Below are 13,277 nucleotides of genomic sequence, written 5' to 3'. Positions count from 1 at the left end.
TCACCCCAAAAAAAAGCCCCGCTCGAGGCGGGGCTTCGTGTGCATCAGGTCAGCTGACCGTGGCAATGCTTGAACTTCTTGCCACTGCCGCACGGGCACGGGTCGTTGCGGCCGACCTTGGGCTCTTCGCGGGTGACCTGGCCCACGCCGTTGCGCGCCGCCTCCACCTCCGCCGCCTCTTCGTCGGCGCTGTAGCCGCCGGCGTCCTGGTGCTGGAACTGCGACTGCAGCAGACGCGCTTCGGCCTGCTGGCGTTCGGCCGCTTCCAGCGCCGCCACTTCTTCTTCGCTGCGGATGCGCACGCGCGCCAGCAGGGTCACCACTTCGCGCTTGACGTTCTCCAGCATGTCCGAGAACAGCTCGAAGGCTTCCTTCTTGTACTCCTGCTTGGGCTGCTTCTGCGCGTAACCGCGCAGGTAGATGCCCTGGCGCAGGTAGTCCATGCGGGCCAGGTGTTCCTTCCAGCTCTGGTCGAGCACGGTCAGCATCACGTGCTTTTCCAGCGCGCGCATGGTCTCGTCGCCGACACCGGCTTCCTTCTCGGCGAAGTGCTGGTCCACACGGGCCTGCACCTTCTCGGCGATGCCCTCGGCGTCCAGCTCCTCGTGCGACTTGACCAGGTCGGTCAGCGACATCTGCAGCCCCAGGTCGGCGGCCAGCGTAGCCTCCAGACCCGGCAGGTCCCACTGTTCGTCGATCGAATTCGGCGGCACGAAGCGGGCGACGATGTCGTAGATCACGTCGCCGCGGATGCCGTCCACATTGTCCTTCACCGACTCGGCATCGAGCAGCTCGTCGCGCTGGGCGTAGATCACCTTGCGCTGGTCGTTGTTGACGTCGTCGAAGTCGAGCAGGTTCTTGCGGATGTCGAAGTTGTGCGCTTCGACCTTGCGCTGCGCCTTCTCGATCTGGCGGCTGACCAGACGATCTTCGATGACGTCGTCTTCCTTCATGCCCATCATGCGCATCGCCTTCTGGACCCAGTCCGAGGCGAAGATGCGCATCAGGTTGTCTTCCAGCGACAGGTAGAAGCGCGAGGAACCCGGGTCTCCCTGGCGGCCCGAACGGCCACGCAGCTGGTTGTCGATACGACGCGATTCATGGCGCTCGGTGCCCACGATGTGCAGGCCACCGGCAGCCTTGACCTGGTCGTGGCGCTCCTGCCAGGCGGCCTTGACCTGGGCGCGCTGCTCGGGCGTGGCTTCTTCGCCCAGCTCATGCAGCTGCGCTTCCAGCGACCCGCCCAGCACGATGTCGGTACCGCGACCGGCCATGTTGGTGGCGATGGTCACCGCACCGGGCATGCCGGCATTGGCGATGATGGTGGCTTCGCGGTCGTGCTGCTTGGCGTTGAGCACTTCGTGGTGCACGCCGGCCTTGCGCAGGTGCTCGGAGAGCATCTCCGAGGTTTCGATCGAGGTGGTGCCCACCAGCACCGGCTGGCCCCGCTTGTTGCAGTCCTGGATGTCGGCCAGCACCGCATTGAACTTGCCGTTGCGGTTGAGGAACACCTGGTCGGGCGCATCCTTGCGGATGGTCGGACGGTTGGTCGGAATGACCACCACTTCCAGGTTGTAGATGCTCTGGAATTCGTAGGCTTCGGTATCGGCCGTACCGGTCATGCCGGACAGCTTCTTGTACATGCGGAACAGGTTCTGGAAGGTGATGCTCGCCAGGGTCTGGTTCTCACGCTGGACCGGCACGCCTTCCTTCGCTTCCACCGCCTGGTGCAGGCCATCGGACCAGCGGCGGCCGGCCAGGGTGCGGCCGGTGAATTCGTCCACGATGACCACTTCACCGTCGCGCACGATGTAATCGACGTCGCGCTGGTAGATCGCATGCGCGCGCAGGGCGGCATTGAGGTGGTGCACCACGGTCAGGTTCTGCGCGGCGTACAGGCCTTCGGTCTCGGCGTTGAGGATGCCCGCCTCGACCAGCAGCTGCTCGGCGTGCTCCATGCCCGCTTCGGACAGGTGCACCTGCTTGCCCTTCTCGTCGACCCAGAAGTCACCCTCGCCGTCCTCCGCTTCCTGCTTGATCAGGTGCGGCACGACGCGGTTGACGCGGATGTACAGCTCCGGGGAGTCGTCGGCCGGGCCGGAGATGATCAGCGGGGTACGGGCTTCGTCGATCAGGATCGAGTCGACCTCGTCGACGATCGCATAGTGCAGGCCGCGCTGGTAGCGGTCCGCGCGCGACAGCGCCATGTTGTCGCGCAGGTAGTCAAAGCCGAATTCGTTGTTGGTGCCGTAGGTGATGTCGCTGCCGTAGGCCTCGCGCTTGTCGCTGTGCGGCATGCCCGGGTAGACCACGCCCACGCTCAGGCCCAGCCAGTTGTACAGCTTGCCCATCTGGGCCGAGTCGCGGCGGGCCAGGTAGTCATTGACGGTCACCACGTGAACGCCCTTGCCTTCCAGCGCATTGAGGTAGACCGGCAGGGTCGCCACCAGGGTTTTGCCTTCACCGGTGCGCATTTCGGCAATCTTGCCCAGGTGCAGCACCATGCCGCCGATCAGCTGCACGTCGTAGTGGCGCATGCCGAGCACGCGGCGGCTGGCTTCGCGGCAGACTGCGAACGCTTCCGGGAGGACCTTGTCCAAGGCTTCACCGTCGGCGATGCGCTGCTTGAATTCCGGCGTCTTGGCCTTGAGCTGCTCGTCGGAGAGCTTTTCGATGTCCGGCTCCAACGCATTGATCTTGGCGACGATGCGGTTGAGCTGGCGCAGCTGTCGTTCATTACGACTGCCGAAGACGCGGGTAAGCAGGCTGTTGATCATTGAAGGAACCGGTTGGAATGAGACGCCCCAACGGCGAGGCTCCCCACGGGGAGCCATCGGCCGCAAACGAAACAGGGCGCACTGCGCCCTGTCTATGGCAACACCCATTGTAGCTTGGGACGGGGGGCGTACGTTTCAAGCACCCCCGCCCAAGTGGATCAGCCGCGCGAAACGCGCCCGACCGGGGTATTGCCGCCATCGCCCAGGAACTTGCGGGGATTGACCACTTGCCCGTTTTCCCAGACCTCGAAGTGCACGTGGGCACCGGTGGAACGGCCCGTGGAACCGGCCTTGGCCACTTCCTGACCGGCCCGGACCAGATCGCCGGGCTTCACCACCAGGCGCGAATTATGCGCGTAGCGGGTCACATAGCCATTGCCGTGGTCCACGTCGACCACGTTGCCGTAACCGCCCTTGACCCCGGCGAAGCTGACCACGCCGTCGGCCACGGACATCACCGGATCGCCAACGCGGGCGTGGAAATCCATGCCCTTGTGGGTGGCCGCACCGCGACCGAACGGATCGCTGCGGGTACCGAAATTGGAGGTGATGTAGGTGTTGCGGATCGGCATGCGACCCGGAACGGCGTTCTGTTCGAGCTGGTGGTCGAACATCAGCGACTCCATCACCGACAGCTGGCGGCCTGAAGCAGCGAAGCGCTGCTCCAGCACCTGTAAGTCGGCATTGACCGCGCTGACCGGGATGTCCTGGGTCGGGCCGGCTTCACCTTCACCGAGGCCGGGGGTCTCGTTGAAGTCGAATTCGCCGTCTTCCAGTTTGCCCATCTGGGTCAGTCGTTCGCCCAGGGCGTTGAGACGGGTGGCCTGCGCCTGCAGTTCGCCCATCCGCGCTGCCAGCGCGTTGACCTGGGTCTGGGCGTCTTTCCGGGCCTGTGCCAGCTCGCGCTCCTGCTGGGCGACCTTGGCGTGGAGGCGGGAATCATTGAACATGCTGCCACCAATACCGGCACCAAAGCCGATCAGGCAGCCCACCCCCAGTACACTGCCCAGCAGGGCCCGGGGTCGATCCTCGAAGTAGAAACGCAAACGCGCCAGCGGCGTCTTGGCCTGTCCTTCACGCGTTTTGATTACGATCTTTTTGAATGCCATCAGTGAGTTTTCATGTCTGAGCCGAAATCCAGTGCCCGTCCTGCTTCAACACCGAAACCGGCGCTGGATGCAGTCATGGCGGACAAATCCGGAAACCCGTTGCGCCGAGCCTTGTGGCTCGATGCGCTGGACCGGCAGTTGCGCCCCCATTTGCCGCGCACCCTGGCCACCCGTTGCCGGCTGGCGAATGTGAACGGCGAACACCTCGTTTTTCTCGTCGAGTCCCCGGTCTGGCATGCCAAGGTGCGGCTTGCCGAAGCCCAGCTCATCGACGCGGCCCGGTCCATCGGGCTGAAAGTCACCAAGGTGACCGTCAAGACTGCGTCTGCCCCTCCACCGCGCTCCCCAGCGCTCGACAACCGGAATGGCCCCCACGCAGTTTCAGCCGCCACGCACAAAGGGCTACGCGACGCCTTGGCTTGTCTGCACGACGTGGATTCGTCCTCCACCTCCTGACTGCATCGGGGCATCCAGCCCCTTCCCCGCCGCGTCACGAGCATGTGAACTTGGCAGGGAGCCGGCCAGCATCGTAGCGGTGGATGGTCGCCCAGTCGTTAGCGTTTTGTTAGAAACGCGTTAAACATCGACGATAAATTGATCGGGTTCACAAATCCGTGACGTAGGCACCCCCACGGTTCACTCACGTCAACGCCAGCGCTGGCGTCCGGTCCGGATACGCGAACGGCGCCATCGGCGCCGTTGTTTTTTCTTTCATTTCAATGGCTTGCAAAAACCATCTTACGCGTAGGCGGGCATTCCATACGCCACCGGGGCCGGAGCGGCCGGCGATTCGTAGCTCACCCACTCCCACGCCGAGGCATCGGCCAGCAGCGCGCGCACCAGCTTGTTGTTCAGGGCATGCCCCGACTTGAACCCTTCATAGGCGCCCAGGACCTGGCCACCGGCCAGGTAGAGATCGCCGATCGCATCGAGAATCTTGTGGCGCACGAACTCGTCGGCGTAGCGCAGGCCGTCATCGTTGAGCACGCGGAACTCGTCCAGCACGATGGCGTTGTCCATCGAGCCACCCAGGCCGAGATTGCGCTCGCGCATGTACTCCAGGTCGCGCATGAAACCGAACGTGCGCGCGCGGGAGATTTCCTTGGTGTAGGCCAGGGTCGAGAACTCGATCTCCGCGCGCGACTGCTTGGCGGGAATCATCGGGTGGTCGAACTGGATGGTGAAGCCAAGCTTGTAGCCTTCATACGGTTCGAACCGGGCGACCTTGTCGCCGTCGGTCACTTCAACCGTCTTGAGGATGCGGATGAACCGCTTCGGCGCGTCCTGTTCGGCGATGCCCGCCGACTGCAGCAGGAACACGAAGGGGCCGGAAGAACCGTCCATGATCGGCAGTTCGGCCGAGGACAGCTCCACGATGATGTTGTCCACACCCAGGCCGGCCAGGGCCGACATCAGGTGTTCGACGGTCTGGATCTTGGCGTCGTGGTGGGTCAGGCCGGTGCACAGGGTCACTTCGGTGACCAGATCGGCACGGGCGGGGACTTCCACCACCGGGTCCAGGTCCACGCGACGGAACACGATGCCGTGATTGACCGGGGCCGGGCGCAGGGTCATGTAGACCTTGTCGCCACTGTGAAGGCCAACGCCGGTGGCGCGGATCGTGTTCTTGAGGGTGCGTTGCGGAATCATGGGGCCAGGCCGGATAGCGCGCAGTCAGCGCGACAAGTGACAAACAAGAATAACACGCAGTACCGCCACCCCTTTCTGAACCGGGGTGCATCGATACCACCGCCAAGGGGCCATGACACACGGTCGTGGCGACGGGGCGGCAGACTGCCGGGCCGATCCTGGCCCGGCAGCATGGGACATGGAGGCGCTCACCGGGGAGGACAAGACCCCGGGTGGGCGTTCCTCAGTCCGCCTGGCGGCGCAGGAACGCCGGGATGTCCAGGTAATCGTTCGGCAGCTCGGCCGCGGCCGGGCCCGAGGAGGACGACGACGACGACGGCGCCACGGTATCCGCGCTCGGACGACGCAGGCCCAGACCCATGCCACCCACCGCCTTGGACACGGCATCGCCACCGGTGTCGAACTCGCCGAACTCCGGCTGGCCGGTGGTGGCGTTGCGGACCAGCTTGATCGGCGCGCGTTCGCCCGGACGCTGGGTCTTGGCGCTGACAACACGGTTCAGGCCGGTGGCCACCACGGTCACGCGGACTTCGTCCTGCATGTCCGGATCGAGCACGGTACCCACCACCACGGTGGCGTCTTCGGACGCGAAGCCATCGATGGTGCGGCCGATCTCGTCGAACTCGGCCATCGTGAAGTCGGCACCGGCGGTGATGTTGACCAGGATGCCGTTGGCGCCGGCCAGGTTCACATCGTCCAGCAGCGGGTTCTGGATGGCGGCTTCAGCAGCGGCCTGGGCGCGGTCATCGCCACGCGCGGTGCCCGTGCCCATCATCGCCAGACCCATTTCCGACATCACGGTGCGCACGTCGGCAAAGTCGACGTTGATCAGGCCCGGACGCACGATCAGGTCGGCGATGCCCTGCACGGCGCCCTGCAGCACGTCGTTGGCGGCACGGAAGGCCTGGATCATGGTGGCATTGCGGCCCAGCACGGTGATCAGCTTTTCGTTCGGAATGGTGATCAGCGAGTCGCAGTGCTGGCTCAGCTCCTCGATGCCCTTCAGCGCGACCTGCATGCGGCGACGGCCTTCGAAGGGGAACGGCTTGGTGACCACGGCGACGGTCAGGATGCCCATCTCCTTGGCCAGCTGTGCCACCACCGGTGCGGCACCGGTGCCGGTACCGCCGCCCATGCCGGCGGTGATGAACACCATGTCCGCACCCTGCAGGGCGTCCATGATGCGCTCGCGGTCTTCCAGCGCGGCCTGGCGGCCGACTTCCGGGTTCGCGCCGGCGCCCAGGCCCTTGGTGACGTTGGTGCCCAGCTGCAGCTGCAGCTTGGCGCCGCAGTTCTTGATGGCCTGCGAATCGGTGTTGGCGGTGATGAACTCCACGCCGTCCACGCTGGTGCTCACCATGTGCGCCACGGCGTTGCCGCCGCCGCCGCCCACGCCGATCACCTTGATCACCGCATTGGGTGCCATCTTTTCAATCAGTTCGAAATGCGCCATGTCCGTGTCCTCGTTGTATCCGCTTCTGGGTGGCATGGGCGTCCAGGCGTCCTGCCTTCGCGCTGCATGTTGCCGTTGCGGCTGTGTGGGTTGTGTGTTGCTGTTTGAAGCGCCGGCCAAGGCCGGTGTTGAACCAGCCGACCAACAGTCGGCTGTACCGCGGGGGCGTCAGAACTCGCCCCGGAACCAGGTTTTGAGTTTCTTGAACATGCTGCCCGCGCGCCCGGTGGGCAGCGACGGACGGCGCGGGTGTTCGATCTGGCTGCCCATCAGCAGCAGGCCCACGCCGGTGGCGTGCACCGGGTTGCCCACCACTTCGCCGAGCCCGGTGACATGCTGCGGGATGCCCACGCGGACCGGCATCTGCAGCATTTCCTCGGCCAGTTCGACCACGCCTTCCATCTTCGAGGCACCGCCGGTGAGCACCATGCCGGCGCGCACCAGTTCCTCGAATCCGGAGCGACGCAGTTCGGCCTGCACCATCTCGAAGATTTCCTCGTAGCGACCCTGCACCGCCTGCGCGAGCGCATGGCGCGGCATCCGGCGCGGCGGACGATCGCCGACGCTGGGCACCTGGATGCTTTCCTCGGCGGTGGCCAGCTGGGCCAGGGCGCACGCATAGCGCACCTTGATCTGCTCCGCTTCCGGGGTCGGCGTGCGCAGCATATGCGCGATGTCGTTGGTGACGTGGTCGCCGGCGATCGGCAGCGAGGCGGTGTGGCAGATGGCGCCCTGCACGAACACGGCCAGATCGGTGGTGCCGGCGCCCATGTCGACCAGCACCACGCCCAGCTCGCGCTCGTCGGCGGTCAGCACCGCCACGCTGGAGGCCAGCGAGGACAGCACCAGGTCGTCGACCTGCAGGCCGCAGCGCTGCACGCACTTGGAGATGTTGGCCGCGGCCGACTGCGCGCACACCACCAGGTGCGCATGTACTTCCAGGCGCACGCCGGTCATGCCGACCGGGTTGCGGATGCCTTCCTGCGAATCGTCCAGGACGTACTCGCGCGGGATGGCATGCAGGATCTTCTGGTCGGCCGGGATCGCCACGGCCTTGGCCGCATCGAGCACGCGGTCCAGGTCGCCCCAGGTCACTTCGCCATCGCGGATCGGCACGATGCCGGGCGAGTTCTTGCACTGCACGTGGTTGCCCGAGATCGAGGCATACACCGAACGGATCTCGCAGCCCGCCATCAGCTCGGCCTCTTCGACCGCACGCTGGATCGACTGAACGGTGGACTCGATATCCACCACCACGCCGCGCTTGAGGCCGCGCGATTCGTGCGAACCGATGCCGATGACCTCGATCGGATTGCCCGGCGAGTACTCGCCGACCAGCGCCACCACCTTGGAGGTGCCGATGTCCAAGCCGACGATCAGCGATTTGTCACCCTTGCGATTCATGTCCTGTCCTGCGTCCTGTGCGCCACATTGGCCGGTGCGGCCGGCGCGGCCGGGGCCGGGGTGCCCCAGCTCAGCGTGAAACCATTGGTATATCGGAGGTCGGCGCGTTCGATCGGCGCCTGCTGGCTGGCCAGCTGCGGCAGCACGCGCACGAAGCGCTGCAGGCGCGAGCGCGCATCGTCGCGGCCGACCACCACTTCGGTGCCGTTGCTCAGCAGCAGCGACCAGCTGCCGCGCGCGTCCATCGTGACCCGCTTGACGTCCACCCCGGCCGGCGCGAACAGCGCGCGCGCATCGTTGTAGAGCGCCACCACTTCGGCGGTCTGGGTGTCCGGGCCGTCCAGGTCGGGCAGCTCGACGTCCTGCAGCTTGCGCGGCGTGGCGAACAGCTTGCCCTGCTCGGACAGCAGCCGGTCCTTGCCCCAGTGCGCAAAGGGCTTGTGTTCGACCAGGCGGATTTCCAGCACGTCCGGCCACTGCTTGCGAACCTGCGCGCTTTCCACCCACGGCAGGCCTTCGATCGCGTCCTGGGCGTCCTGCAGCTTGACCGCGAAGAAGCCGGCCCTGGCATAGGGCAGGACCACCTGCTGCAGCTGTTCGGCCGGCACGCGCTTGAATTCACCGTGCACCCGCAGTTTCGCCAGCGGCCAGCGCTCGGCGCCGACCCAGCCGTTGAGCACCGCCACCACGGGCAGCGCCACCAGCGACAGGGCCAGCAACCAGACGAAGATGCGCAGCACGGCGTTCATGCGGAGCGCACCTCCACGGTCTGCTCCAGCACGCGCCAGACCAGTTCCTCGAAGTCGATGCCGGCCTGACGGGCTGCCTTCGGCACCAGCGAGTGGCTGGTCATGCCCGGGGCGGTATTGACCTCGAGCAGGTAGAAGCGGCCGCTGCTGCGATCGCGCATCACGTCGACACGGCCCCAGCCGCTGCAGCCGGCGGCGCGGAACGCCGCCAGTGCGATGCGCCGGATCTCGATCTCGTCCTCACCCTCCAGACCCGGGCACAGGTACTGGGTGTCTTCGGCGATGTACTTGGCGTTGTAGTCGTACCACTGGCCCTTGGGCACGATGCGGATCGACGGCAGCGCGACATCACCGAGGATGGCCACGGTCAGCTCATCGCCGACCACCATCTGCTCCATCAGCAGCTGGCCGTCGTAGCGCACGGCCAGCGCCACGGCCTCGTCCAGGCCCGATTCCTCGGTGACCCGGCTGATGCCCACGCTGGAGCCTTCATTGGCCGGCTTGACCACCACCGGCAGGCCGAGCTCGCGCGCGGCCGCATGCACATCGGCACCGGTGCCGATCGACACGAAGCGCGGGGTCGGCAGGCCGTGTGCCAGCCACACCTGCTTGGTGCGGATCTTGTCCATGCTCAGCGCCGAGCCGAGCACGTCCGAGCCGGTGTACGGCACGGCGAAGGCCTCCATCAGCCCCTGCACGATGCCGTCTTCGCCCCCGCCGTTGTGGCCGTGGAGAATGTTGAACACACGGTCGAAGCGGCGCTCGGCCAGGGCCTGGGCCAGCGCCGGAATGCCGTCCACGGCGGTCGCATCGACACCACGGGCGCGCAGCGCCTCGATCACGTTGCGGCCGGAATCGAGCGATACCTCGCGCTCGCTGGAGCTGCCGCCGAGCAGCACCGCGACGCGGCCGAAGGCGGCCGGGTCGGTGATGCGCAGCGAGGGAAACACGAATGCGCTCATTCGGCCGGTGCCTCCTGGAAACCGTCCACCGCGATGTGCTGGGCCACGTAGCCGATGTCGCCGGCGCCCATCATCAGCAGCAGGTCGCCGTCCTGCAGCACGTCAGGCAGCACGTGCGCCAGCTCTGCCGCCTGGCCGACCACGACCGGCTCGCTGCGGCCGCGCGCACGGATCGCACGGGCCAGCGAGCGAGAATCGGCGCCGGGGATCGGCGCCTCGCCGGCCGGGTAGACCTCGCTCAGCACGAGCGCGTCCACTTCGGACAGCACCGCGGCGAAGGCGTCGAACTGATCGCGGGTACGGCTGTAACGGTGCGGCTGGAACGCCACCACCAGGCGCTGGGTCGGCCAGCCGCCACGGGCGGCGGCAAATACCGCAGCCAGCTCGCGCGGGTGGTGGCCGTAGTCGTCGATCACGCGCACCTTGGCGCCGGTGCGGGTGGTGACGATGCCCAGGTCGTTGAAGCGACGGCCGATGCCGGCGAAGCCTTCCAGTGCACGCGCGATGGCCTCCGGGGCGACACCGAGCTGCCAGCCGACCGCGGCGGCGGCCAGCGCGTTGAGCACGTTATGCCTGCCCGGCAGCGCCAGCGTCACCGGGTGGCTGCTGCCCTCCGGCAGGCGCAGGGTGAAGCGCATGCGCGGGCCGTCCTGGACCACGTCCTCGGCGCGCACGTCGGCGGTGCCGCTCATGCCATAGCTCATGACATGGCGCGGGGTCTGTGCGGCCAGGGCGGCCACTTCCGGATCGTCGATGCACAGCACCGCCAGCCCGTAGAACGGCAGACGCTGCAGGAACTCGGCAAAGGCGGCCTGGACCCGCGAGAAGTCGTTGCCGTAGTTCTCCAGATGGTCCGCGTCGATGTTGGTGATCACCGACACCAGCGGGTTCAGGCGCAGGAAGCTGCCATCGCTTTCGTCGGCCTCGGCCACCAGCCACTGCCCGCTGCCAAGCTTGGCATTGGCGCCGGCAGCCAGCAGCTGGCCGCCGATCACGAAGGTCGGGTCCAGCCCGCCCTCGCTCAGCACCGCCGCGGTCAGGCTGGTGGTGGTGGTCTTGCCGTGGGTACCGGCGACGGCGATGCCACGACGGAACCGCATCAGTTCGGCCAGCATGGCCGCGCGCGGCATGATCGGAATGCGCTGGCTGCGCGCTTCCATCAGTTCCGGGTTGTCCTCGCGGATCGCGCTGGAGACCACCACGCAGTCGGTGCCGAGCACGTTGGCGGCGGAATGGCCGCGCATCACGCGCGCGCCCAGGCCGGCCAAGCGGCGGGTGGCGGCGTTGTCGGCGTTGTCCGAGCCGGACACTTCATAGCCCAGGGTCAGCATCACTTCGGCGATGCCGCTCATGCCGGTGCCGCCAATGCCAACGAAGTGCACGCGCGGGAAGGCGCGTACCAGGTCGTTGGTGTCGTGCAGGCGGCGGATCATGCGCGGCCTCGCGTCGGGCCTGCGCCGTGGCGCGGTGCGGTGTTCATTTGGATTCCTCGAGGATGATGTCGGCGATGCGCTCAGCGGCATCGACCTTGGCCAGGGCACGCGCGGCATTGGCCATCTGCATGCGTCGGGCGGAATTTTCGGACAATTCGTGCAGCACGCCCTGCAGGTGCGTTGCCAGCGTTTCATCCTGCTTCAGCAATACGGCCGCGCCGCGCTCGACCAGGTACTCCGCATTGCGGGTCTGGTGATCGTCGACGGCGGCCGCAAACGGCACCAGCACGCTGCCGACGCCCACCGCGCACAGCTCGGCCAGGGTGGACGCGCCGGAACGGCACACCACCAGGTCGGCCCAGGCGTACGCTTCGGCCATGTCGGCGATGAACGCATCCACCTGCGCGGTTACGCCAGCCTCGCGGTAGGCAGTGACGGCTTCGGCATGCAGCTTCTCGCCGCTCTGGTGGCGCACGTCGATGGCAACGCGCGCGCCCAGTGCCGCCAGCGCCTTGGGCACGGCGTTGTTCAACGCGCGCGCACCCTGGCTGCCGCCAAGCACCAGCAGGCGCAGCGGCCCCTGGCGGTTGGCCAGGCGCGATTCGGGAATGGCGATCGCGGCGATCTCGGCGCGCACCGGATTGCCCACCGCTTCCTCGCGCGCGGCGAAGCTGCCCGGGAAACCGGTCAGGATGCGCCGCGCGACGCGCGACAGCACGCGATTGGTCAGGCCCGGCGCGCGGTTCTGTTCGTGCACCAGCAGCGGCAGGCCGTGCAGGCGCGCGGCCAGTCCACCCGGACCGGAGGCGAAGCCACCGAAGGCGATCACCGCACGCGGCTGGCGGTCACGGATCAGGAAGCCAGCGGCACGCACCGCGCGCAGCAGGCGCCACGGCGCACCGATCAGGGCCAGCGTGCCCTTGCCGCGCAGGCCGCTGATGGCCAACGTGTCGATGTGGATGCCGTGCTGCGGCACCAGGCGGGTTTCCATCGCGCCATCGGCGCCGAGCCAGGTGACCGGCACACCGCGTTCGCGCAGCACGCGCGCCACGGCCAGGCCGGGGAAAATGTGGCCGCCGGTACCACCGGCCATGATCATCACCGGGCGTTCGGAAGGGGCAACGGGCAGGCTCATCCCATCCTCCCCAGGGTCGGTTCGATGCGTTGCTGCATGCGGCTGGTGCCGCGCGGCGAGCTGTCGCGCGGGGCATCCTGCAGGGCGGCGGCGACGGCCGTGGCGCTGGTCGGCGCGTCGGCCGCAGCGGCACCGTCGTCGCCCTCGGGCGCGCCCATGCGCACGGCCTGGCGCCGCTCGGCGCGGTCCAGCTCATAGGACACGCGCAACAGCAGGCCCATCGCCACGCAGGTCATCAGCACACTGGAACCACCGGACGAGATCAGCGGCAGGGTCAGGCCCTTGGTCGGCAGGATGCCGAGGTTGACCCCGATCGACACGAAGCTCTGCATGCTGATCCACAGGCCGATGCCGAAGGCGATGTAGCCGGAGAAGTGACGCTTCATCTCCACGCAGCGCATGCCCAGCCAGAAGGTGCGGCCCACCAGCAGCGCGTACAGCGCGATGATCAGGCACGTGCCGAGGAAGCCCAGCTCCTCGGCGGTCACCGAGAAGATGAAGTCGGTATGCGCTTCGGGCAGGTAGTACAGCTTCTGCACCGAGTTGCCCAGGCCCACGCCGGTCCACTCGCCGCGGCCCACGGCCATCAGCGCGTTGGACAGCTG

Annotated in this window: 11 protein-coding genes; 1 reads left to right on the top strand and 10 read right to left on the bottom strand. The window is 67.1% G+C overall.

Annotation, left to right across the window (positions count from 1 at the left end):
- Positions 1 to 44: 44 nt before the first annotated feature.
- A complete protein-coding gene (gene secA / locus ACPEH1_RS14890; RefSeq protein ID WP_017355451.1) occupies positions 45 to 2,777 on the bottom strand; it encodes a preprotein translocase subunit SecA in 2,733 nt (910 codons plus the stop codon).
- 158 nt (positions 2,778 to 2,935) lie between these two features.
- On the bottom strand, positions 2,936 to 3,886 hold the full coding sequence (locus ACPEH1_RS14885) for a M23 family metallopeptidase (protein ID WP_017355450.1): 951 nt from the start codon (positions 3,884 to 3,886) through the stop codon (positions 2,936 to 2,938).
- Positions 3,887 to 3,898: 12 nt separating this feature from the next.
- Here ACPEH1_RS14885 and ACPEH1_RS14880 point away from each other — a divergent pair, with 12 nt between their 5' ends.
- Positions 3,899 to 4,342 carry a DciA family protein gene (locus ACPEH1_RS14880; RefSeq protein ID WP_423715992.1) on the top strand — a complete coding sequence of 148 codons (444 nt, stop codon included), beginning with the start codon at positions 3,899 to 3,901 and terminating at the stop codon, positions 4,340 to 4,342.
- A gap of 282 nt (positions 4,343 to 4,624) precedes the next feature.
- On the opposite strand, the gene lpxC is transcribed toward ACPEH1_RS14880, so the two are convergent.
- From lpxC to ACPEH1_RS14840, 8 genes are all read right to left on the bottom strand, one after another.
- A complete protein-coding gene (lpxC, locus tag ACPEH1_RS14875; protein ID WP_017355448.1) occupies positions 4,625 to 5,536 on the bottom strand; it encodes a UDP-3-O-acyl-N-acetylglucosamine deacetylase in 912 nt (303 codons plus the stop codon).
- Positions 5,537 to 5,759: 223 nt separating this feature from the next.
- Positions 5,760 to 6,989, bottom strand: a complete 1,230-nt coding sequence (gene ftsZ, locus ACPEH1_RS14870; RefSeq protein ID WP_017355447.1) for a cell division protein FtsZ — start codon at positions 6,987 to 6,989, stop codon at positions 5,760 to 5,762.
- Positions 6,990 to 7,157: 168 nt separating this feature from the next.
- The gene (gene ftsA / locus ACPEH1_RS14865; RefSeq protein ID WP_017355446.1) at positions 7,158 to 8,393 is read right to left on the bottom strand and encodes a cell division protein FtsA; all 1,236 of its coding nucleotides are present in this window, start codon (positions 8,391 to 8,393) and stop codon (positions 7,158 to 7,160) included.
- The gene (locus tag ACPEH1_RS14860; protein ID WP_017355445.1) at positions 8,390 to 9,142 is read right to left on the bottom strand and encodes a cell division protein FtsQ/DivIB; all 753 of its coding nucleotides are present in this window, start codon (positions 9,140 to 9,142) and stop codon (positions 8,390 to 8,392) included. The genes ftsA and ACPEH1_RS14860 overlap by 4 nt, the downstream gene beginning before the upstream one ends.
- Positions 9,139 to 10,104: a D-alanine--D-alanine ligase gene (locus ACPEH1_RS14855; RefSeq protein WP_136003675.1), complete on the bottom strand. Its 966-nt coding sequence runs from the start codon at positions 10,102 to 10,104 to the stop codon at positions 9,139 to 9,141. Before ACPEH1_RS14855 ends, ACPEH1_RS14860 begins: the two co-directional genes overlap by 4 nt.
- Positions 10,101 to 11,537: a UDP-N-acetylmuramate--L-alanine ligase gene (murC, locus tag ACPEH1_RS14850; protein WP_017355443.1), complete on the bottom strand. Its 1,437-nt coding sequence runs from the start codon at positions 11,535 to 11,537 to the stop codon at positions 10,101 to 10,103. The genes ACPEH1_RS14855 and murC overlap by 4 nt, the downstream gene beginning before the upstream one ends.
- A gap of 43 nt (positions 11,538 to 11,580) precedes the next feature.
- On the bottom strand, positions 11,581 to 12,672 hold the full coding sequence (murG, locus tag ACPEH1_RS14845) for an undecaprenyldiphospho-muramoylpentapeptide beta-N-acetylglucosaminyltransferase (protein WP_017355442.1): 1,092 nt from the start codon (positions 12,670 to 12,672) through the stop codon (positions 11,581 to 11,583).
- Positions 12,669 to 13,277: FtsW/RodA/SpoVE family cell cycle protein (locus tag ACPEH1_RS14840; protein WP_423715991.1), on the bottom strand; the 609-nt coding region annotated here is incomplete at its 5' end. The genes ACPEH1_RS14840 and murG, both read right to left, overlap by 4 nt.

Source organism: Stenotrophomonas sp. NPDC077421 (assembly GCF_049545505.1).
GTDB classification, from domain to species: Bacteria; Pseudomonadota; Gammaproteobacteria; order Xanthomonadales; family Xanthomonadaceae; genus Stenotrophomonas; species Stenotrophomonas nematodicola.
This window is presented reverse-complemented; position numbering and strand designations above follow the sequence as displayed.